Origin of the sequence: Pseudomonas sp. S3E12 (assembly GCF_001702295.1) — a bacterium.
GTDB lineage: Bacteria > Pseudomonadota > Gammaproteobacteria > Pseudomonadales > Pseudomonadaceae > Aquipseudomonas > Aquipseudomonas marginalis.
Genome location: NZ_MBDT01000016.1, coordinates 221,968 through 243,054, shown reverse-complemented (window position 1 = coordinate 243,054; position 21,087 = coordinate 221,968). Strand labels below are relative to the sequence as shown.

Below are 21,087 nucleotides of genomic sequence, written 5' to 3'. Positions count from 1 at the left end.
CCTTCACTGAACTCAGGAGCTTTCGATGGACGCCTCCCGCGAACATTACATCCTCAAGATCACCTGCCCGGCGGCGTCCGGGATTGTCGCCGCGATCAGCGCGTGCCTGGCCCAACAGCAGTGCTACATCAGCGAGCTGGCGCAGTTCGACGATGAGTTCACCGGGCAGTTTTTCATGCGCGCGGTATTCCGTTTCAACACCGGCGTGAGCGGCGACATCGGCGCCCTGCGCAAAGGCCTCGGCGACCTGGCCGGTGGCTTCGACATGCACTGGCAGTTGTTCAGCTCGCGCCAACCGACCCGCGTGCTGCTGATGGTCAGCAAGTTCGACCACTGCCTCACCGACCTGCTCTACCGCCACCGCAAGGGCGAGATGGACATGCACATCACCGCCGTGGTCTCCAACCACCTGGACCTGCGGGCGATGGCCGAACGCGAAGGCATCCGCTTCATCTACCTGCCGATCACCCAGGACACCAAGGCCGGCCAGGAAGCCGAGCTGATGCGCATCGTCGAAGACACCCAGACCGACCTGGTGGTGCTTGCGCGCTACATGCAGATCCTGTCCGACGGCCTGTGCCAGCAACTCTCGGGCCGGGCGATCAATATCCATCACTCGTTCCTCCCAGGGTTCAAGGGCGCCAAGCCGTATCACCAGGCCTATGACCGCGGCGTCAAGCTGATCGGCGCCACCGCCCACTACGTCACCAGCGACCTGGATGAGGGCCCGATCATCGAGCAGGAAATCCAGCGCGTCGACCATACCCACCTGCCCGACTCGCTGGTCGCCATCGGCCGTGACACCGAAACCGTGGCCCTTTCCAAAGCCCTGAAATACCACCTGGAACACCGGGTGTTCATCAACCAGGACAAGACAGTGATCTTTCGCTGAAACCTTCAGGAGGCACGCTCATGACCCTACGTGTTGCAATCATCGGTGCCGGCCCATGCGGCCTGGCGCAACTTCGCGCGTTCCAGTCGGCCCGCGACAAAGGCGCCGCCATCCCTGAGCTGGTGTGCTTCGAAAAACAGCAGGACTGGGGCGGCATGTGGAACTACACCTGGCGCACCGGCCTCGACGAGAACGGCGAGCCGGTGCACGGCAGCATGTACCGCTACCTGTGGTCCAACGGCCCCAAGGAATGCCTGGAGTTTGCCGACTACACCTTCGAAGAGCATTTCGGCCGGCCCATCGGTTCCTACCCGCCGCGCGAAGTGCTGTGGGACTACATCAAGGGCCGCGTGGAAAAGGCCGGCGTGCGCGACTACATCCGCTTCAACAATGTGGTGCGCCAAGTCACCTTCGACGAACAGAGCCAGCGCTTCACCCTCTACGCCCACGACTACACCAGCGACACCTTGACCTGCGAGGAATTCGACTACGTGATCAACGCCTGCGGCCACTTTTCCACGCCCAAGGTGCCGTACTTCGAAGGCTTCGAACAGTTCGCCGGACGTATCCTGCATGCCCACGATTTCCGCGAGGCGCTGGAGTTCAAGGACAAGGACCTGCTGATCGTCGGCAGCAGCTATTCGGCCGAGGACATCGGCTCGCAATGCTACAAATACGGCGCGCGCAGCATCACCAGTTGCTACCGCAGCGCGCCCATGGGCTATGCCTGGCCGGATAACTGGGAAGAAAAACCACTGCTCCAGCGCCTGGAAAACAACCGCGCGTACTTTGTCGACGGCAGCAGCAAGCACATCGACGCGGTAATTCTGTGCACCGGCTACAAGCACCACTTCCCGTTCCTGCCCGATGAACTGAGCCTCAAGACCGACAACCGCCTGTGGCCGATGAACCTCTACAAGGGCGTGTTCTGGGAACCCAACCCCCGCCTGATCTACCTCGGCATGCAGGACCAGTGGTACTCCTTCAACATGTTCGACGCCCAGGCCTGGTATGCCCGCGACGTGATCCTCGGACGCATTCAGCTGCCCGGCCACGCCGACATGGTCGCCGACAGCCAGGCGTGGCACGCACGGGAACAGACCCTGGAAACCAACCAGCAGATGTTCGAGTACCAGGGCGCCTATATCCAGCAACTGGTGGACGCCACCGACTACCCGAATTTCGACATCGCCGCCGTCAACGAAACCTTTCTGCACTGGAAGCACGACAAGGCGGAAAACATCATGGGCTATCGCGACAAGTCCTATCGCTCGCTGATGACCGGCACTCAGTCACCGCCGCACCACACGCCGTGGTTGCAGGCCCTGGATGACTCGATGGCGGCGTACTTGGATGAGCCTACGACCCCCATCAAGTCGGTCGGCTGATGATGAATGCACCGCGTGTTTCCCATCCCCGCGAACCCGGGCTGTTTGCCCGCGCGCCGAACCTGGAACGCTACCGCGTGGCCGCCGGCGGCGTGACCCTGGTCGACTTGCAGCCCGGCGACGGCCTGCAAGTGATCGACGTCGAAGGCCGGCAAACCTGCGCACTGCTGGCCCTCGACGCCGGTGGCCGCAGCGCCCTGGCGAGCTGGGGCCTGAGCGGGTCGACGGCGTGCTGCGTGCCTGGGCGTATCGGCCAGGCGCTCCAGCGGCGCGGCATCGACGCCCAGGCCTTGCCGCTGGCGGCCTCGCTATGGGACACCGACAGCCCGCCCGGCCACAGCCGGCAGTTTGTCGCCGAGGACGCGCTGCTGGTAATCGTCGCAGCCCCCGCCGAGGCCACCGCCGTGGACCGGCAATACCGGCCCAGCGAGCTGCGTCTGATAGTGACGCGGGCCAATCCGTCGCCGCTGCTGCTGCCGGCCCTGCCCGAGCCGTTGGGCGATGTACTCGACGAATTCACCCTGCGCGCGGGCACGGCCCACGGCTACACCGTCGCCAAGGGGCAGTACATCCAGGTACTGGACGTCGCGGGCCGCCAGTGTTCGGACTTCGTCGCCCTCGACCGGCGCGCCCTGGATCGCGGCGTCGAGCTGGACCTGGACCAGACCGTCACGCGCACCCTTAACGGCAGCGCCTACCCGGCACCGGGGCTGTTCTCGAAGTTTTTCGACCGCCATATGCAACCGATGCTGGAGGTGGTGCAAGACACCGTCGGGCGCCACGATTCATTCGCCCTGGCCTGCGCGGCGCGCTACTACGAAACCCATGGTTATTTCGGGCACGACAACTGCAGCGACAACCTCAGCCGCGTCCTCGCCCCCCATGGCGTGCAGGCGCGCAACGGCTGGCCGGCGATCAATTTCTTCTTCAACACCGGTATCGATGCGCACCAGCAGATGACCCTGGATGAACCCTGGTCACGGCCCGGCGATTATGTGCTGCTGCGGGCCATGACCGACCTGCTGTGTGGCAGTACCTCGTGCCCGGATGACATTGACCCGGCCAATGGCTGGAACCCGACCGACATCCATGTCCGCATCTACAGCGAGAAGGAGCGTTTTTCCATCGCCATGAGCACTCGAACCACGGCGGATGCCGACCCGATCCTCACCCGTGAGTCCGCGTTTCACTCACGTACCCGCGCCCTCACCGGCAGCTTCACCGACTACCGCAACTGGTGGCTGCCACTGCGCTACGACGGTTACGGCGTCACCGAGGAATACCTCGGTTGCCGCGAACGGGTGGCGGTGATGGACCTGACCGCCCTGCGCAAATTCGAAATCATCGGCCCCGACGCCGAAGCCCTGTTGCAGTACTGCCTGACCCGCGACATACGGCGCCTGGCGGTGGGCCAGGTGGTGTATTCGGCGATGTGCCACGCCCACGGCGGCATGCTCGACGACGGTACCCTGCTGCGCCTGGGCCCGGACAACTTCCGCTGGATCTGCGGCGAAGACTACGCCGGCGTGTGGTTGCGCGAGCAGGCACAGAAACTGGGCATGAAGGTGTGGGTCAAGTCCGCCAGCGAGCAGATTCACAACCTGGCGGTGCAGGGGCCTTTGAGTCGCGAACTGCTCAAGCAGATGGTCTGGACCCCGCCCACGCAACCAAGTGTGGAAACCCTCGGCTGGTTTCGCTTCCTGGTCGGTCGGCTGGACGGTTTCGACGGCTGCCCGTTGATGATTTCGCGCACCGGCTACACCGGCGAACTGGGCTTTGAGGTGTGGTGCCAGCCCGAAGACGCCGAACGGGTCTGGGACCGCATCTGGCAACTCGGCCAACCCTTGGGCCTGGTGCCCCTGGGCCTGGAAGCCCTGGACCTGCTGCGCATCGAAGCCGGGCTGATTTTCGCCGGCTACGAGTTCAGCGATCAGACCGATCCGTTCGAGGCCGGTATCGGTTTCAGCGTGCCGCTCAAGAGCAAGACCGACGACTTTATCGGGCGTGACGCCCTGCTGCGGCGCAGTGCCCATCCCAGCCACAAGCTCGTTGGCCTGCACCTGAGCGGCAACGAGGCCGCCCACCATGGCGACCCGGTGTACCAGGGCCGGGCCCAGGTCGGGGTGATCACCAGTGCCTGCCGCTCACCGTTGCTGGCCAGCAATATCGCGCTGTGCCGGGTGGATGTGAGCTGCGCCGAGCCCGGCACGGCACTTGAGATTGGCAAAGTCGATGGCCTGCAGAAGCGCATCAGCGCCACGGTCAGCGCAGCGATTTTCTACGACCCGGACAAAAGCCGGGTGCGTAGCTGATCGTCCCGAAACGTGTGTGCCACCCCATTTTGACTGCCCCAACCTAACCGCTATTCAGACATGGGAATACGAAGATGGAAGCGACGACGTTCGAGGCTGTACCGCAGGCTGCCGGCTCGGTGGGCAGCCTGCACCGCAAGATCGACTGGCGCGGGGCCTTCTGGGTCGCCAGTGGCGTGCCCGCGCTGGTGTTGTTCTCCATCGGTGCGATCGCCGCCACGGTGGGCAAACCGGCATGGATCGTGTGGATCGTGTCGATCCTGTTCGGGTTTATCCAGGCCTTCACCTACGCCGAGATCGCCGGGCTGTTCCCGCACAAATCCGGCGGCGCCTCGGTATACGGCGCGGTGGCCTGGGTGCGCTACAGCAAGCTGATCGCACCGGTGTCGGTGTGGTGCAACTGGCTGGCCTGGTCGCCGGTGCTGTCCATCGGTTCGGGTCTGGCGGCGGGGTATATCCTCACGGCGCTGTTTCCCGCCGATGCATTGATTAACACCTGGCAATTGACCCTGCTGGACCTCGGCTGGGTGAAGAGCGGCCTGTCGTTGCGCATCAACGCGACGTTCGCCATTGGTTTGTTGATTTTGCTCACGGTGTTTGCCGTGCAGCACGGCGGCATCCTGCGGTCGGCACGCCTGACCCTGGTGCTCGGCGTCACCTCGTTGATTCCGCTGCTGCTGGTGGGCGTGGTGCCGTTGTTCACCGGGGATGCGACCCAGGCCAACTTCCTGCCGCTGTACCCCCTGGCCCATGACGCGGCCGGGCAAGTCATCGATGGGCCGTGGGATATGTCCGGCTGGTCACTGATGGCCGGTGGGCTGTTCATGGCGGCGTGGTCCACCTACGGCTTTGAAACGGCGGTGTGCTACACCCGTGAGTTCAAGGACCCCAAGCGCGACACCTTCAAGGCAATCTTCTACGCCGGCCTGCTGTGCATCCTGGTGTTCACCCTGGTGCCGCTGGCGTTTCAAGGCAGCCTCGGGCTGGGCCAACTGGTGACGCCGGCGGTACTCGATGCCAGTGGTGCAATCGTGACGCCCGCGGTGTACAGCGGCCTGCTCTCGCCGGCGATCTACAGCGGCATGGGCGTTGGCCAGGTGTTGGCCGACAGCATCGGCGGCGGCAAGGTGGTGGCCAATATCGTATTGATCATGCTGGTGCTGGCGACGTTGCTGGCGATCATGACCTCGATGTCCGGTTCGTCGCGCACCCTGTACCAGGCCTCGGTGGATGGCTGGCTGCCCAAGTACCTGGGGCGCACCAACGAACATGGCGCGCCGACAGCGGCAATGTGGACCGACCTGTCGTTCAACCTGCTGCTGTTGCTGATGTCGGACTACGTGTTCGTGCTTGCGGCGTCCAATGTCAGCTACATCATCTTCAACTTCCTCAACCTCAATGCCGGCTGGATCCACCGCCTGGACCGCCCCGACTGGGTGCGCCCGTACAAAGCCCCCACCGTGCTGCTGGCGGCCGGCGCCGTGCTGAGTTTCGTCAACCTGGCCTGCATGGGCCTGGGCGCGGATATCTGGGGCGCAGGCACGCTGGTCACCGGCCTGCTGTTGGCGCTGCTGATCCTGCCGGTGTTCTGCTACCGCCACTATGTGCAGGACAAGGGCCGCTTCCCCGCCGCCATGCTCACCGACCTGTATATCCAGGCCGATGACGGCCAGCGCCGCGCCGGCTGGCTGCCCTATGCCACGCTGGTCGCCGGTGTGCTGGTGGTGTATGCCTGCCATCAACTGGTAGCCTGAGCCTTCCGGCCTGCCTATGGCTGAGGGATTCTTATCCCTCAGCGCCTTATTTCCCCAGACAACGGTGACGCTTTTGACCAGCTCTCTCCCCACGCCTGCCCGCGATATCGACGGCAAGGCCATCTCTGCCCAGGTGCTCGACGAGGTTCGCGAAGAGGTCCTGCTGCTAGCCTCGCAGCAAATCTACCCGGCCCTGGCGGTATTGCTGGTGGGCGATGACCCGGCCAGCCACGTCTACGTGCGCAATAAGCTGCTGCGGGCCAAGGAAGTCGGGATTCGCTCCCTGGAATACCGGCTGCCGGAGAGTGCCAGCCAGACGCAGGTGCTCGACCTGCTTGCCCGGTTGAACACCGATGCGACGGTCAACGGCATCCTGGTGCAGTTGCCGCTGCCGGCGCATATCGACGAGGCGGCAGTGATCCACGCGATCGACCCGATCAAGGACGTGGATGGCTTCCACCGCGAAAACGTCGGTGGCCTGGTGCAAGGCATCGAAGTGCTCACGCCCTGCACGCCCAGCGGCTGCATGCGCCTGCTGCACGAAACCTGCGGCGACTTGAGCGGCTTGCACGCGGTGGTGATCGGGCGTTCGAACATTGTCGGCAAACCCATGGCAACCCTGCTGCTGCAGGCCAACTGCTCGGTCAGCGTGGTGCACTCGCGCAGCACCGATGCACCGGCGCTGTGCCGTTTGGCCGACATCGTCGTCGCCGCCGTAGGCCGGCCGCAGTTGATCGACGCCAGTTGGCTCAAACCCGGCGCAGTGGTCATTGATGTGGGGATCAACCGCATCACCACCGAGGCCGGCACACGGTTGGTGGGGGATGTGGATTACGCCAGCGCACGCACCGTAGCCAGCGCGATCACGCCGGTGCCCGGCGGTGTGGGACCGATGACGATTGCCTACCTGCTGAAGAACACCCTGGTGGCGAGCCAGCTGCAACGCAGCAAGGCAAATGCGGGAGGGGACTTGCCCCCCGTGGCCGTGGCTCAGCTACAACCCAGCTGACTGGCAGACCGCTGTCAGCGCATAGGTATCCACAACGGTAACCACGATGCGAAGCGAGCCGCTCTTGCTGTAGATCTTGATCTTGATCTTGATCTCAGGCGCCCCGTTAACCACGCTGGCCGGAATCCGATAGTGATTTGGGGGGTAAACCGGCAGGGATGCCGGTTTAGCCGCCCCGCGCCATGGATGGCGCGTGGCGGCGGCCCCCCGAATCACTGTCGGATTACGGGCACACCGAGCCTGGGCGAGGTGCCGAGTGGTGGGGCAAGAGCCCTTTTGGTTACTTTTGGGGCTCTTTTCCAAAAGTGACCCGCTGTAAGAGCGGAACCCTAAGTGGTCGTTACCGCGGCAACGGATATGTACTCATTCCAACTCCAACAAATGATCGGCCCAAAGGCCGCCATCGGGAGCAAGTCGAATCGTCGCACCGCCCCTCCCACATTTCAGTCCCGGGGCACCCGTTAGAGAGTCGTCGGCTCCCCAGCCGCCACGGGGCAAGTCGAATCGTCGCACCGCCCCTCCCACATTTTGAGCTGCGTTTACTCAGGGGGAATGATCAGTGGTTGTAGGCCCGCTCATTATGCTCGGCCAGGTCCAGCCCCATCTCCTCCACCGACTCATGGGCACGCAAGCCAACCAGGGCATTGACCACCTTGAGGATGATCCAACTGATCACGAAGCAGTACACCGTGGTCAGCAGCACCCCCTTGAGCTGGGCAACCACCTGCCCGCCCATGGTCACACCTTCCACCAGGCCCCCCATGGACGGTACACAGAACACCCCGGTCAACACCGCGCCGATCATCCCGCCAATGCCGTGCAGGCCGAACACGTCGAGGCTGTCGTCGTAGCCGAAACGGCGCTTCAACACCGTCACGCTCAAGTAGCAGAACACCCCGCACAGCAAGCCGATGGCCAACGCACCGCCGACGCCCACGTAGGCACACGCCGGGGTGATCCCCACCAGGCCGGCCAACGCGCCGCTGGCCAGGCCGAGGGCACTGGGCTTGCCGACCTTGAACCACTCGGTGAACATCCAGCCCAGGATCCCGGCGCAGGCGCCCAACTGAGTGTTGAGCATGACGATGCCCGAGGTGCCGCTGAGGCCGCCACCGGAGCCGATATTGAAGCCGAACCAGCCGACCCAGAGCATCGCCGCGCCGGCCATGGTCAGGCTGAGGTTATGCGCCGGCATCGGCGTGTTCTGGTAGCCCTTGCGCTTGCCGAGGATCAGGCACGCAGCGAGCGCAGCCACACCGGCATTGATGTGCACGGCGGTGCCGCCGGCAAAGTCGAGCACGCCCCAGTTATGCATCAAGGCCCCCGAACCGCCCCAGACCATATGCGCCACCGGGGCATAGACCAGGGTGAACCAGAGGGCCATGAACAGCAGCGCCGCCGAGAATTTCATGCGTTCGGCAAAGGCGCCGGCGATCAGGGCCGGGGTGATGATGGCGAAGGTCATCTGGAAGGTCACGAACACCCCTTCCGGAATATCCCCCACCAGGCTCTCCGGGGTCATGCCCGCCAGGAAGGCGCGGCTCAGGCCGCCGACAAAACTGTTGAAGGTCACCTGCCCTTCGACCATGCCGGTGGTGTCGACCACCATGCTGTAGCCGTAGATCACCCACAGCACGCCCACCAGGCCAGCGATGCCGAAGCACTGGGTGAACAACGAGAGCATGTTTTTCGCACGGACCAGGCCACCGTAGAACAACGCAAGCCCCGGCAAGCACATGAACAGCACCAGCACGGCGGCGGTGACCATCCAGGCGGTGCTGCCGGTGTTCAAGGTGGGGGCGTCGGCGGCCTGGGCGAGGGGCACAAGTGCACCGGTCGCCAATAAGCCAATAAGGGATTTGCCGAGAAGACGATTGATCATGTTCAAAGCTCCTGCAACAGAAGTGTGTAGGAGCGAGCTTGCTCGCGAAAAACGTCCAGGCAACGCGTTCATCCGGGGTGCCAGCGTTATCGTTGACGATCTTCGCGAGCAAGCTCGCTCCTACAGGGGGGGTAAACTCAGTAACCGGAACCTGGCACCCAACTGGTCCCCGCCAGCGGCACCCGCGCCATGGCGGCCGATTCCACTGTCAGCGCCACCAGGTCCTCGGGGTCGAGGTTGTGCAGGTGCGATTTGCCGCACGCACGGGCCATGGTCTGCGCCTCCAGCACCATCACCCGCAGGTAGTTGGCCAACCGCCGCCCGCCTTCCACCGGGTCGAGGCGCTTGGACAGCTCCGGGTCCTGGGTGGTGATGCCGGCCGGGTCGCGGCCGTTCTGCCAGTCGTCGTAGAAGCCGGCGGCCGAGCCGATTTTTTTCAGTTCCGCGTCCAGCCGTGGGTGGTTGTCACCCAGGGCAATCAGCGCCGCCGTGCCGATGGCGACCGCATCCGCGCCCATCGCCATGGCCTTGGCGACATCGGCACCGTTGCGGATCCCGCCCGAGACGATCAACTGGACCTTGCGGTGCATGCCCATCTCTTGCAAAGCCTGTACCGCTTGCGGGATGGCCGACAAAATCGGGATGCCCACATGCTCGATAAACACTTCCTGGGTCGCGGCAGTACCGCCTTGCATGCCATCAAGCACGATCACATCGGCACCGGCCTTGACCGCCAGCTTCACGTCGTAATACGGCCGGCTCGCGCCGATTTTCACGTAGATCGGTTTTTCCCAATCGGTGATTTCGCGCAGCTCGGCAATCTTGATCGCCAGGTCGTCGGGGCCGGTCCAGTCCGGGTGGCGGCAGGCGCTGCGCTGGTCCACGCCGATGGGCAAGGTGCGCATGCCGGCCACACGCTCGGTGACTTTCATGCCGAGCAACATGCCGCCGCCGCCGGGCTTGGCGCCCTGGCCGAGGACGATCTCGATGGCGTCGGCCTTGCGCAAATCATCCGGGTTCATGCCGTAGCGCGACGGCAGGTACTGATACACCAGGTGCTGGGACTGGCCGCGCTCTTCCGGGGTCATGCCGCCGTCACCGGTGGTGGTGCTGGTGCCGGCGATGGTCGCGCCACGGCCCAGGGCTTCCTTGGCGTTGGCCGACAACGCACCGAAGCTCATGCCGGCGATGGTCACCGGGATCTTCAGGTGGATCGGCTTCTTGGCGAAGCGGTTGCCGAGGATCACATCGGTGCCGCACTTCTCGCGATAGCCTTCCAGCGGGTAGCGCGACACGCTGGCGCCGAGCAGCAGCAAGTCATCGAAGTGCGGCAGCTTGCGCTTGGTGCCGCCACCGCGAATGTCGTAGATGCCGGTTTCGGCGGCACGCTGGATTTCCTGGATGGTCAGGCGGTCGAAGGTGGCCGACTCGCGCAGGACCGGAGGGGTTTGTTCAGTCATGGTGGAGCTCCTGATCAGTACGCGGAGGCGTTATCGACTTTGAAGTTGTACAGCTGACGGGCCGAGCCGTAGCGCTTGAAATCCGCCGCCTGGTGGGCGAAACCGGCGCGGTCGAGCAGTTCCTGCAGCTCTTGCAGGTGCTCGCTGCGCATCTCTTTTTCGACGCAGTCCGAGCCCAGGGACTCCACCGTGCCTTTCACGTAGATATGGGTTTCGTAGAGCGAATCCCCCAGCGCATCGCCGGCGTCGCCGCACACCACCAGGCGCCCGGCCTGGCCCATGAAGCAGCTCATATGGCCAATGCTGCCGCCGACGACGATGTCGATGCCCTTCATGGAGATCCCGCAACGCGCGCCCGCATCGCCCTCGATCACCAGCAAACCACCATGGGCCGTGGCCCCGGCCGCCTGGGACGCGCTGCCTTTGACACGCACCGAACCGGACATCATGTTCTCGGCGCAGCCCACGCCGACATTGCCGTGCACGGTGATCGAGGCCTGCTGGTTCATGCCCGCGCAGTAGTAGCCGGCGTGGCCCTCGATATCGATGGACACGGCCTGGTTCACCCCCACCGCGAGGTTGTGCTTGCCGTTGGAATGGGTCACGCGCCATTCGTTGTCGATGGCCTGGGCGTGCAGCGCCTGGTTGAGGTCACGCACGGTGGCGGTGGAAAGATCGATGGTTTTCATGTGTGCGCTCCTTAAGCTGACTGGCGTTCCCAGATGTACAACGTGGCCGGTGCCGGCTCCCAAATCCGCGCGTTCTCGATGCCCGGCAGGCTCGACAGCGCCTGGTATTCGGAGGCCATGGCGACGTAGTCGTCGGTCTCGGCCAAGATCGCCGGCTTGCACGCAATCGGGTCGCGGATCACCGCAAAGCCGTTGCGCGTGCCGATGGCGAAGGTGAAGAAGCCGTCGAGGTCTTCCAGGGAATGGTCCAGCGCCTCTTTGAGCGAGTCGCCCTGTTGCAGGCGCCAGGTCAGGTAGCCGGCGGCGACTTCGGTGTCGTTGTCGGTTTCGAAGTGGATGCCTTCGCGCTTGAGTTCCTGGCGCAGGCGGAAGTGGTTGGACAGCGAGCCGTTGTGCACCAGGCACAGGTCGGCGCCGGTGGAGAACGGGTGGCTGCCTTCCATGGTCACCGCGCTTTCGGTGGCCATGCGCGTGTGGCCGATGATGTGGCTGCCCTGCATGTTTGCCAGGCCGAAGCGTTGGGAAATTTCCTGGGGCAGGCCCATGCCCTTGAGGATCTCGATGCTCTGCCCGGCGCTCATGATGCGCACGCTCGGCGCCAGTTCGGCCAGGGCCAGGCGCACCGGGGTTTCGTCGGCGTGGATCTTCAATACGGCGGCGCTGGCGTTCTGGAACCAGTCCAGGGAACAGCCGAGGCGCCCTTCCAGCTCGCCCATCAAGCCTTTCCAATCGAAGGCTTCGGTGGTGGCTTGCAGGGTCAGCTTGACCCAGCCATCGGCGACTTCATCGCCGTAGATGGCGAAACCGGCGCTGTCCGGGCCACGGTCGGTCATGGCTTGCAGCATGGGTTCAAACAGCTGGCCGAGCTGGGGTTCCAGCTGCGGATTCTTCAGGTACAGGCCTACGATTCCACACATAACAAGTCTCCGTCACACGGTGTCAGAAAAATTCGGTATAGCGCTGGATTTCCCAGTCGCTCACATGGCGGCTGTACTCCACCCACTCCATGCGCTTGAGCTTGATGAACTCGCCCACGATCTGCGGGCCGAGCATTTCGGCGAACAGCGCGTCGGCTTCCAGCGCGTCGCAGGCTTCCTTGAGGGATTGCGGCAGGGTCTTGATGCCGCGCTCGGCGATCTGCTCGAGGCTCAGGCTGTAGAGGTTTTCGTTGCAGACGTGGTCGATTTCCAGCTGGCGATCGATACCGTCCAGGCCCGCGGCGATGATCGCGGCGCTGACGAGGTAGGGGTTGCAGCCGGCATCCGGCAGGCGGAACTCCAGGCGGCCATACGGCACGCGCACCATGGCCGAGCGGTTGTTGGCGCCAAACGCAATAAAGGCCGGGGCCCAGGTGGCGCCGGACAACGAGTTGCCGACCACCAGGCGCTTGTAGGAGTTGACCGTGGGCGCGGCGAACGCACACAGCGCCGGGCCATGGGCGAGCAAGCCGGCGGCGAAGTGATAGGCGAGTGTCGACAGGCCCATGCCGCTTGGGTCGCTGGCGTCATGGAACAGGTTTTTGTTCTCGGCGCTGCTGATCGACAGGTGAAAGTGCATGCCGTTGCCGGCGCGTTTCGGGTCGGGCTTGGGCATGAAGGAGCAGATCATGCCCAGGTCATTGGCGATCTCGCCGGCGGCCATGCGGAAGAAGGTGAAACGGTCGGCGGAGGTCAAGGCGTCGCTGTAGGTGTAATTGATCTCGAACTGGCCGTTGGCGTCCTCGTGGTCGATTTGATAGACCTCGAAATCCACCGCCTGCAAGGCTTCGGTCAGGCGCTCGAGGAACACCCGCGAACGCGACAGGCCTTTGTAGTCGTAGCAAGGCTTGTCGAGGTTGTCGCTGGGGTCCACCAGTTGCAGCTTGCCCTGCTCGTCGCGGCGCATCAGGTTGAACTCGGGCTCCAGGCCGGTGTTCAGCGTCCAGCCCTTGTCCTGCAGGCGCTGCACTTGTTGCTGCAACACGTAGCGGCTGTCGTAGGGATGAGGCTTGCCGTCGACATGCCCGACGCACACCACGCGCCCATAACCCGGCTGCCAGGGTACCGGGGTCAAGGTCGACAGATCGCCGCGCGCCATGAAGTCCGGGCCATGGGGTTCCATGCCCATGCCGCTGATGGCAAACCCGGCAAACCCTGCGCCCTCTTCGGCCACGGTCTTGAGCCCGCAGATGGGCACCGACTTGGTCTTGGCCGCACCGTGTATATCCACAAACTGCGCAAGCACGTATTTGATCCCGTGCTTGTCGATGATGCGCTGGGTTTCTGCTGGCAACATTGCGTGTCACTCCTCGCGAAAGGCAAAACCGTGTGGGTGGGCCTAGGCTGTCTTTTTATTCCTAAAAAGAAAGTTAGTTTCCCTACAGGAATGCAATACCCTTGCCAGAATCGCGATCGACACATCGAAGTGGGTGGAGCGGCGCTTTTGTGCTGTATATATGGGAAAATTCTTTTCCCCGCAGGAATACGCACAGCGGGGTGGCCTTCAAGTGCCAGACCTTGCACTTTCCCAGTGCGAAAATAATATTACTGAACGGAAACCGTGCAGGAGCCGATGATCATGTCCACCGAAACCGCCCCGCGCCTCAAGCTCGAGCAATACCTGGGGCTGCAGATCAAACGCCAGCGCCAGGCCCAGGACCTGAAGCTGTCCGACGTGGCGAAGATTGCCGATATCAGCCAGGGCATGTTGAGCAAGATCGAGAACGCCCAGGTCTCCACCAGCCTCGATACCTTGAGCCGCCTGTGCGATGTACTCGGGCTGCCGCTGTCGAAATTATTCAGCGAATACGACCAGCAGGATGGCAGCGCCTTGCTGGTCAAGGCCGACCAGGGCATGGAAGTGGTGCGCCGGGGGACGGAGAAGGGGCATACCTATCACCTGCTCAACCATACGCGCGGGCCGAAGAAGAGCTTCGAGGCGTACATGGTCAGCATGGATGACGCCAGCGAGGAGTTCCCGACCTTTGCTCATCCGGGGACGGAGTTTCTGCATTTGCTGGAGGGGGAGTTGATTTATCGGCATGGCAACCAGTTGTATCGGATGGAGGCCGGGGACAGCTTGACGTTTGAAGGCGAGATTCCACACGGGCCGGAGCAGTTGGTGCAGGTGCCGATTCGGTTGTTGTCGATCATGAACTACGGCAACGACAAGGAATAATCCGAACTCGCGATACACCTGAAGCACAGAGATTCAACTGTGGGAGGGGGCTTGCTCCCGATAAGGGAATGTCAGTGAATGCATTTGTCATTGACCCACCCTTATCGGGAGCAAGCCCCCTCCCACATTTTTGACTGCATTCGATGCCGTCCTGCCCGCTAAAAATTTCCCCTCAGTTAAAAAACTTTCCCAAAACCCCTAGACGCCCTGCCCCCATTCCCCTATAAAGCCACCTCAGGAATATTTTATTCCCCACAAGAAAACGCGCTCAAGGAATGAGCCTGCTGTCCTCAGACATTTTTTCGCTATGCGATGAGCTGCCGCCATCATCCCGAGGACGTGTCATGCAACACGAAAAAAACCATTTCATCATCAAGGTGACGTGCCCCGCCGTGTCCGGCATTGTCGCTGCCGTCACCACTTACCTGGCGGACAAGGCGTGCTACATCGGGGAAATGGCGCAGTTCGACGATGACTTCAGCGGCCGCTTCTTCATGCGTGCGGTGTTCCGTTTCAACGATGGCCACACAGGCGACCTGCAAGCGATCAGAGACGGTTTCGCCGATGTCGCCCAGGCCTTCGACATGCAGTGGGAGCTGTACGACACCCGCGAGCCGATGCGCGTGATGCTGATGGTGAGCAAGTTCGACCACTGCCTCACCGACCTGCTCTACCGCTACCACAAGGGCGAGATGGACATGACCATCACCGCCATCGTCTCCAACCACCTCGACCTGCGGCCGATGGCCGAGCGCGAGGGCATTCGCTTTATCTACCTGCCGGTGTCCAGGGACAACAAGGCCGCGCAGGAAGCCGAGTTGATGAAGATCGTCGACGACACCCGCACCGAGCTGGTGGTGTTGGCGCGCTACATGCAGATCCTTTCCGACGACCTGTGCCGGCAACTGTCGGGACGGGCGATCAATATCCACCATTCGTTCCTGCCCGGTTTCAAGGGTGCCAAGCCCTATCACCAGGCGTATCAACGCGGCGTGAAGTTGATCGGTGCCACCGCGCACTATGTGACCAGCGACCTGGATGAGGGCCCGATCATCGAGCAGGAAGTGCAGCGCGTCGACCACGTGTACAAGCCCGACGATCTGGTCGCCATCGGCCGCGACACCGAAACCGTGGCCCTGTCCAAGGCGGTCAAGTACCACCTGGAGCACCGGGTCTTCCTCAATCAGGACAGAACGGTGGTGTTCCGGTGAGCGCGCATAAACTGATCGACGGCAAAGCCGCCGCGGCGCGCGTGCTGCTGCAAGTGCGCGAGGACGTGGCGCGGCTGCATGGGCAGGCTATTCAACCGGCGCTGGCGGTGATCCTGGTGGGCAGCGACCCGGCCAGCCAGGTCTATGTGCGCAACAAGATCCTGCGCGCCGAAGAGGTGGGCATCCGCTCCGTGGAGCATCGCCTGCCCAGCGATACCAGCACCGAACACTTGTTGATCCTGATCGGCCAATTGAATGCCGACCCGGCGATCCACGGCATCCTCCTGCAATTGCCGTTGCCGGCGCAGATGGACGAACTGCGCGCCCTGGAGGCCATCGCGCCAGAGAAAGACGTCGACGGGTTTCACAGCCAGAACGTCGGCGGCCTCAGCCAGGGCCGCGCAGTGCTCACGCCGTGCACCCCGAGCGGTTGCCTGTATCTGTTGGAGCAAACCTGCGGCGACCTGCGTGGCAAACACGCGGTGGTGATCGGCCGTTCGAACATCGTCGGCAAGCCCATGGCCGCACTGCTGCTCAAGGCGGATTGCTCGGTGACCGTGCTGCATTCGCGCAGCCACGACGCCCAGGCCCTGTGTCGCCAGGCCGATATCGTGATCGCCGCCGTGGGCCGCGCCCGCTTGATTGACGCGAGCTGGTTGAAGCCCGGCGCCGTGGTGATCGATGTCGGCATCAACCGCATCGACGACGACGGCCGCAGCCGCCTGGTGGGTGATGTCGACTTCGACAGCGCCCTGCCCCATGTCGCCGCCATCACCCCGGTGCCCGGCGGTGTCGGGCCGATGACCATTGCCTTCCTGATGAAAAACACCGTGGCCGCCGCCCTGGCGCAACACCACGCCCTACGCAGCCAATCGGAGGCCGTATGCCATTCAATCTATTGAAATACGGGCTGAGTTCGGAGTACCCGGTGGAGGTGGACCTGCCACCGCCCAAGGAACTCAAGTCGAGTTACGACGTGGTGATCATCGGCGCCGGTGGCCATGGCCTGGCGACGGCCTACTACCTGGCCAAGTACCACGGCATCACCAATATCGCGGTGCTGGAAAAGGCCTACCTGGGCGGCGGCAATACCGCGCGCAATACGGCGGTGATCCGCTCCAACTACCTCACCAGCGAAGGCGTTCGTTTCTACGCCGAGTCGGTGAAGATGTTCCAGTCGCTGTCCAACGAGTTCGATTTCAACATCATGTACTCCGAGCGCGGCCAACTGACCCTGGCCCATACCGACGCCACCGTGCGTTCGTTCCGCCAGCGCGCCGAGGTCAACAAGCACTTCGGCGGGCGTACCGAGATGATCGACCGCCAGCAGATCCGCGAGCTGGTGCCCAGCCTCAACCTCGACCCCGGCCACTTGCCGGTAATCGCCGGGCTCTGGCATATCGACGGCGCCACCGCGCGTCACGATGCCGTGGCCTGGGGCTACGCCAAGCAGGCGGCCAAGCGCGGCGTGGAAATCCATCAGCTCACCGAAGTGCAGGACCTGGTGATCGAGAACGGCGCCATCACCGCGGTGAAGACCAATCGCGGCACCATCCGGTGCGGCTGCGCGGTGCAGGCGATTGCCGGGCACAGCTCGCTGCTGATGGCCAAGGCCGGTATCCGTTCGCCGATCCAGACCTTCCCGTTGCAGGCCATGGTCACTCAGCCGTTCAAGCCGTTCATCGACCCGTTGGTGAGTTCCTCGGCCCTGCACTGCTACGTGCAGCAAACCAGCCGGGGCGAAGTGGTGTTCGGTGGCGGTTCCGACCCGTACCCGCTGTTCAACACGCGCTCGACCCTGGACCTCAAGGAAAGCCTGTTGGCCCATGCCATCGAGATGTTTCCGTTCCTGGCCAACGCCAAGTTGATGCGCCAGTGGGCCGGGATCACCGACATGACCCCCGACTACAGCCCGATCATGGGCCTGTCGCCGCTGAAGAATTACTACCTCGACGCCGGCTGGGGCACCTGGGGCTTCAAGGCCACGCCGATCTGCGGCAAGACCATGGCCGAGCTGGTCGCCAGCGGCGGCAAGGTGCCGGACTTGATCAAGCCCTTCGGCCTCGAGCGCTTTTCGACCTTCCAGCAAGTCAACGAAATGGGCGCCACAGCGGCCAGCCACTGACGGAGAGCAGACGATGAAAATCATGATTTGCCCGCTCAACGGGCCGCGCAATATCAGCGAGTTCACCTACGGCGGTGAATTCAAACCGATGCCCGATCCGGTGACCTGCAGCGATGCCGAATGGGCCGACTACGTGTTCAACACCGACAACCTCGCCGGTGTTGTGCGCGAATGGTGGATGCACACGCCGTCCAGTTACTGGTTCCTCGCCGAGCGCCACACGGTCACCGACGAGATCGTGCGCACCTTCGATCCGCGCGAAGTGTTCACCACCCGCGTCGACTTCACCACCGCCAAGGAGATCGCCGGATGAACCGCCTCCCCGCCCCCATGGGTTTGCTGATCCAGCGTGACCAGCCACTCGATTTCAGTTTCGACGGCCTGCCCTACCAAGGTTTGCAGGGCGACAGCATCGCCAGCGCGCTGCTCGCCAACGGGCGCTTCCTGATGTCGCGTTCGTTCAAGTACCACCGCCCACGCGGCCCATTGACCATGGCCGGCCATGACGCCAACAGCCTGGTGCAACTGCCCCGCGAACCCAACGTATTGGCCGATGCCCATGCGCTGTCCGCCGGCCTGGCGGTGACGGCGCAGAACGTCAACGGCTCGCTGGATAACGACAAGGACGCCTACCTGGGCAAGTTCTCCAGGTTCATGCCGGTAGGTTTCTACTACCGTTCGTTCTACAAGCCCAAGGGCATGTGGAAAGTCTGGGAACCGATCATCCGCAAAAAAGCCGGCCTGGGCGTGCTCGACCTGACGTTCCAACCCGAGTACTACGACAAGGCCTACCTGTTTACCGACCTCGCGGTGATCGGCGCCGGCCCCGCTGGCTTGCAGGCCGCGCTGACCGCCGCGAATGCCGGCGCCAAGGTGCTGCTGATCGAGCAGCAACCGATCCTCGGCGGGTCGCTGACCTACGCGCGCTTCGATATTGCCGGCACCCGTGCCGACACCTTGCGCCGCGAGTTGCTCGGCGCGGTGCAGCAACACGCGAATATCCAGGTGCTCACCGACGCCACCTGCAATGCCTGGTTCACCGACAACTACCTGCCGGTGATCCAGGGCAAGCGCCTGTACAAAGTGCGCGCGCAGCAGTGCCTGGTGTGCAGCGGTTCGTTCGACCAACCGGTGGTCTTCCGCAACAACGACCTGCCGGGGGTGGTGCTCACCAGCGCCGCGCAACGCCTGATGAAGCTCTATGCGGTCAAGCCCGGCAAGCGCGCGGTAGTGCTCACCGGCAACGATGACGGCTACCTCGCCGCCCTCGACCTGCATGACCAGGGCGTGGAGGTGGCCGCCGTGATCGACCTGCGTCACGCCCCGGCGGACAAAGCCCTGCCGGGCGCGCTGGCCCAGCGCAAGATACCGTGCCTGAGCAACAGCACGGTGTTCGAAGCCCTGCATGAAAAAGGCCTGCGCCATGTGAAAGGCGTCGATGTGCGCCAGATCACCGGCCAGGGCCAGGTCAGCGCCAGCGGGCAAGTGATCGACTGCGACCTGCTGTGCATGTCGGCCGGTTATATGCCGGTCTATCAGCTGCTATGCCAGGCCGGTGGCAAGCTGGCCTATGACGACTCGCGGGCGGAGTTCAGCCTCAGTGGCCTGCCGCGCAACCTGGGCGTGGCCGGTTCCGTACACGGTCGGCATCAACTGGACAATGTGCTGGCGGATGGGACCAACGCCGCCGCCGACAGCCTGTGCGCCCTCGGTTTGAACAGCGCCAGCCCGCCTGCAGCGCTACGCAGCGAAGCCCAGGTCAACTTCCACTGGCCGATCTTCCCGCACCCCAAGGGCAAGGATTTCGTCGACTTCGACGAAGACCTGCAAGTGGCGGACATCGTCAACGCCACCCGCATCGGCTACCGCGATGTGCAGTTGGTCAAGCGTTACTCCACGGTCGGCATGGGTCCGTCCCAGGGACGTCACTCGGCGCTGCCGACCGCACGGCTGGTGGCCTGGGCGACCCAGCGCACGATCAGCGAAACCGGGGTCACCACCGCACGGCCGCCGTTCGTGGCGGAGAAACTTGCGCATGTCGCCGGGCGGGCCTTCGACCCGTACCGGCAAACGCCGATGCACGCGCGCCATGTGCAAGCCGGGGCGAAGATGATGCCCGCCGGTATCTGGCAGCGCCCGGCCTATTACGGCAAGCCCCAGGACCGCGAAGCGTGCATGCAGGCCGAAGCGCTGCACGTGCGTAACAAGGTCGGGCTGATCGATGTGTCCACACTCGGTGGCCTGGACGTGCGCGGCCCGGACGCCGCCGAGTTGCTCAACCGCATGTACACCTTCGCGTTCCTCAAGCAGCCGGTGGGCCGTTCGCGTTATGCGCTGATGACCAACGAACACGGCGTGGTGATCGACGACGGCGTGTGCGCGCGGCTGGCCGACAAGCATTTCTACGTCACCGCCACCACCAGCGGCGTCGACCGCATCTACCAGCAGATGCTCAAGTGGAACGCACAGTGGCGCCTGGACGTGGACGTGACCAACGTCACGGCGGCGATCTGTGCGGTGAACGTGGCCGGGCCGGATTCGCGCAAGGTGCTGGAGCAGGTGTGCAACGACCTCGACCTCAGTGCCGAAGGCTTCCCCTACCTGGGCGTGCGCCAGGGCACGGTGGCCGGGATCAAGGCACGCCTGCTGCGGGTGGGGTTCGTCGGCGAACTGGGCTATGAAATCCACGTACCGGCACGCCACGGCCTGGCGTTGTGGGACGCGTTGATGACGGCCGGCAAGGCCTTTGACATTCGCCCCTTCGGCGTCGAAACCCAACGCCTGCTGCGCCTGGAAAAAGGCCACGTGATCATCAGCCAGGACACCGACGGCATGACTCACCCGGCAGAAATCGACATGGGCTGGGCGGTCAGCCGCAACAAGCCGTTCTTCGTCGGTCGCCGCTCGGTGGACATCCTCGAAGCCCAGCCGCTGAAACGCAAACTGGTGGGCTTCAGCCTGCCCAAGGGCAGCGTGCAACCGCTGGAAGGCCACCTGGTGCTCAACGGCGCGGACATCAGCGGCAACGTCACCTCCTGCGAATACTCCACCAGCCTGGGCCGCATCATCGGCCTGGCCTACGCCGGGATCGACCAGAGCACACCGGGGCAGCGCATTCCGATTCGCGTCGAGGGCGGCATCGTCGTCCAGGCCGAGGTGGTGCAACTGCCGTTCTTCGACCCCACCAACCAACGCCAGGAGGGTTAAGC

The 21,087-nt window shown here is 63.7% G+C and carries 16 protein-coding genes; 11 read left to right on the top strand and 5 right to left on the bottom strand.

Translation table 11 applies throughout. The features are described 5' to 3' along the window. Positions 1 to 25 precede the first annotated feature (25 nt). The 5 genes from purU (BB029_RS14650) (at position 26) to folD (BB029_RS14630) (ending at position 7,355) form a co-directional block, all read left to right on the top strand. Complete coding sequence (gene purU, locus BB029_RS14650; protein ID WP_065939724.1) at positions 26 to 892, top strand: formyltetrahydrofolate deformylase; 867 nt, start codon at positions 26 to 28, stop codon at positions 890 to 892. A 20-nt stretch (positions 893 to 912) separates the two neighbouring features. Beyond that, positions 913 to 2,280, top strand: coding sequence for an NAD(P)-binding domain-containing protein (locus BB029_RS14645; protein ID WP_065939723.1), 1,368 nt, complete (start codon positions 913 to 915; stop codon positions 2,278 to 2,280). 2 nt (positions 2,281 to 2,282) lie between these two features. Next, positions 2,283 to 4,592, top strand: coding sequence for a DUF1989 domain-containing protein (locus BB029_RS14640; RefSeq protein WP_065939722.1), 2,310 nt, complete (start codon positions 2,283 to 2,285; stop codon positions 4,590 to 4,592). Positions 4,593 to 4,666: 74 nt separating this feature from the next. Continuing rightward, on the top strand, positions 4,667 to 6,346 hold the full coding sequence (locus BB029_RS14635) for an APC family permease (protein WP_065939721.1): 1,680 nt from the start codon (positions 4,667 to 4,669) through the stop codon (positions 6,344 to 6,346). A 73-nt stretch (positions 6,347 to 6,419) separates the two neighbouring features. Next, positions 6,420 to 7,355 carry a bifunctional methylenetetrahydrofolate dehydrogenase/methenyltetrahydrofolate cyclohydrolase FolD gene (gene folD / locus BB029_RS14630; protein ID WP_065939720.1) on the top strand — a complete coding sequence of 312 codons (936 nt, stop codon included), beginning with the start codon at positions 6,420 to 6,422 and terminating at the stop codon, positions 7,353 to 7,355. A gap of 556 nt (positions 7,356 to 7,911) precedes the next feature. Here the strand turns inward: folD (BB029_RS14630) and BB029_RS14625 are convergent. The 5 genes from BB029_RS14625 to glnT all read right to left on the bottom strand — a co-directional run bounded on the left by BB029_RS14625 (position 7,912) and on the right by glnT (position 13,660). Then, positions 7,912 to 9,237 (bottom strand): ammonium transporter, encoded by a 1,326-nt coding sequence (locus BB029_RS14625; protein WP_065939719.1) that lies wholly within the window; start codon positions 9,235 to 9,237, stop codon positions 7,912 to 7,914. Between the two features lie 137 nt (positions 9,238 to 9,374). Further along, positions 9,375 to 10,697, bottom strand: a complete 1,323-nt coding sequence (locus tag BB029_RS14620) for an FMN-binding glutamate synthase family protein (protein WP_027603581.1) — start codon at positions 10,695 to 10,697, stop codon at positions 9,375 to 9,377. Between the two features lie 14 nt (positions 10,698 to 10,711). After that, complete coding sequence (locus BB029_RS14615; RefSeq protein ID WP_027603580.1) at positions 10,712 to 11,386, bottom strand: protein glxC; 675 nt, start codon at positions 11,384 to 11,386, stop codon at positions 10,712 to 10,714. 11 nt (positions 11,387 to 11,397) lie between these two features. Beyond that, positions 11,398 to 12,303 carry a glutamine amidotransferase family protein gene (locus BB029_RS14610; RefSeq protein ID WP_065939718.1) on the bottom strand — a complete coding sequence of 302 codons (906 nt, stop codon included), beginning with the start codon at positions 12,301 to 12,303 and terminating at the stop codon, positions 11,398 to 11,400. Positions 12,304 to 12,325: 22 nt separating this feature from the next. Further along, positions 12,326 to 13,660 (bottom strand): type III glutamate--ammonia ligase, encoded by a 1,335-nt coding sequence (gene glnT / locus BB029_RS14605; RefSeq protein WP_027603578.1) that lies wholly within the window; start codon positions 13,658 to 13,660, stop codon positions 12,326 to 12,328. Positions 13,661 to 13,942: 282 nt separating this feature from the next. Here glnT and BB029_RS14600 point away from each other — a divergent pair, with 282 nt between their 5' ends. From BB029_RS14600 to BB029_RS14575, 6 genes are all read left to right on the top strand, one after another. Further along, positions 13,943 to 14,542: a helix-turn-helix domain-containing protein gene (locus BB029_RS14600; protein ID WP_053139883.1), complete on the top strand. Its 600-nt coding sequence runs from the start codon at positions 13,943 to 13,945 to the stop codon at positions 14,540 to 14,542. A 344-nt stretch (positions 14,543 to 14,886) separates the two neighbouring features. Next, complete coding sequence (gene purU / locus BB029_RS14595; RefSeq protein WP_027603576.1) at positions 14,887 to 15,753, top strand: formyltetrahydrofolate deformylase; 867 nt, start codon at positions 14,887 to 14,889, stop codon at positions 15,751 to 15,753. After that, on the top strand, positions 15,750 to 16,655 hold the full coding sequence (gene folD / locus BB029_RS14590; RefSeq protein WP_065939717.1) for a bifunctional methylenetetrahydrofolate dehydrogenase/methenyltetrahydrofolate cyclohydrolase FolD: 906 nt from the start codon (positions 15,750 to 15,752) through the stop codon (positions 16,653 to 16,655). The genes purU (BB029_RS14595) and folD (BB029_RS14590) overlap by 4 nt, the downstream gene beginning before the upstream one ends. Next, positions 16,637 to 17,878: an FAD-dependent oxidoreductase gene (locus tag BB029_RS14585; RefSeq protein ID WP_065939716.1), complete on the top strand. Its 1,242-nt coding sequence runs from the start codon at positions 16,637 to 16,639 to the stop codon at positions 17,876 to 17,878. The genes folD (BB029_RS14590) and BB029_RS14585 overlap by 19 nt, the downstream gene beginning before the upstream one ends. Positions 17,879 to 17,891: 13 nt before the next feature. Next, positions 17,892 to 18,191 carry a sarcosine oxidase subunit delta gene (locus BB029_RS14580; RefSeq protein ID WP_065939715.1) on the top strand — a complete coding sequence of 100 codons (300 nt, stop codon included), beginning with the start codon at positions 17,892 to 17,894 and terminating at the stop codon, positions 18,189 to 18,191. After that, positions 18,188 to 21,085, top strand: coding sequence for a 2Fe-2S iron-sulfur cluster-binding protein (locus BB029_RS14575; RefSeq protein ID WP_065939714.1), 2,898 nt, complete (start codon positions 18,188 to 18,190; stop codon positions 21,083 to 21,085). Before BB029_RS14580 ends, BB029_RS14575 begins: the two co-directional genes overlap by 4 nt. The last annotated feature ends 2 nt before the right edge of the window (positions 21,086 to 21,087 follow it).

Excerpts from the sequence above, each read along its gene's own strand:
- purU (WP_065939724.1), top strand. The coding sequence starts at position 26 with ATGGACGCCTCCCGCGAACATTACATCCTCAAGATCACCTGCCCGGCG.
- BB029_RS14645 (WP_065939723.1), top strand. The coding sequence starts at position 913 with ATGACCCTACGTGTTGCAATCATCGGTGCCGGCCCATGCGGCCTGGCG.
- BB029_RS14640 (WP_065939722.1), top strand. The coding sequence starts at position 2,283 with ATGAATGCACCGCGTGTTTCCCATCCCCGCGAACCCGGGCTGTTTGCC.
- BB029_RS14635 (WP_065939721.1), top strand. The coding sequence starts at position 4,667 with ATGGAAGCGACGACGTTCGAGGCTGTACCGCAGGCTGCCGGCTCGGTG.
- BB029_RS14625 (WP_065939719.1), bottom strand. The coding sequence starts at position 9,237 with ATGATCAATCGTCTTCTCGGCAAATCCCTTATTGGCTTATTGGCGACC.
- BB029_RS14620 (WP_027603581.1), bottom strand. The coding sequence starts at position 10,697 with ATGACTGAACAAACCCCTCCGGTCCTGCGCGAGTCGGCCACCTTCGAC.
- BB029_RS14615 (WP_027603580.1), bottom strand. The coding sequence starts at position 11,386 with ATGAAAACCATCGATCTTTCCACCGCCACCGTGCGTGACCTCAACCAG.
- BB029_RS14610 (WP_065939718.1), bottom strand. The coding sequence starts at position 12,303 with ATGTGTGGAATCGTAGGCCTGTACCTGAAGAATCCGCAGCTGGAACCC.
- glnT (WP_027603578.1), bottom strand. The coding sequence starts at position 13,660 with ATGTTGCCAGCAGAAACCCAGCGCATCATCGACAAGCACGGGATCAAA.
- BB029_RS14600 (WP_053139883.1), top strand. The coding sequence starts at position 13,943 with ATGTCCACCGAAACCGCCCCGCGCCTCAAGCTCGAGCAATACCTGGGG.
- purU (WP_027603576.1), top strand. The coding sequence starts at position 14,887 with ATGCAACACGAAAAAAACCATTTCATCATCAAGGTGACGTGCCCCGCC.
- BB029_RS14585 (WP_065939716.1), top strand. The coding sequence starts at position 16,637 with ATGCCATTCAATCTATTGAAATACGGGCTGAGTTCGGAGTACCCGGTG.
- BB029_RS14580 (WP_065939715.1), top strand. The coding sequence starts at position 17,892 with ATGAAAATCATGATTTGCCCGCTCAACGGGCCGCGCAATATCAGCGAG.
- BB029_RS14575 (WP_065939714.1), top strand. The coding sequence starts at position 18,188 with ATGAACCGCCTCCCCGCCCCCATGGGTTTGCTGATCCAGCGTGACCAG.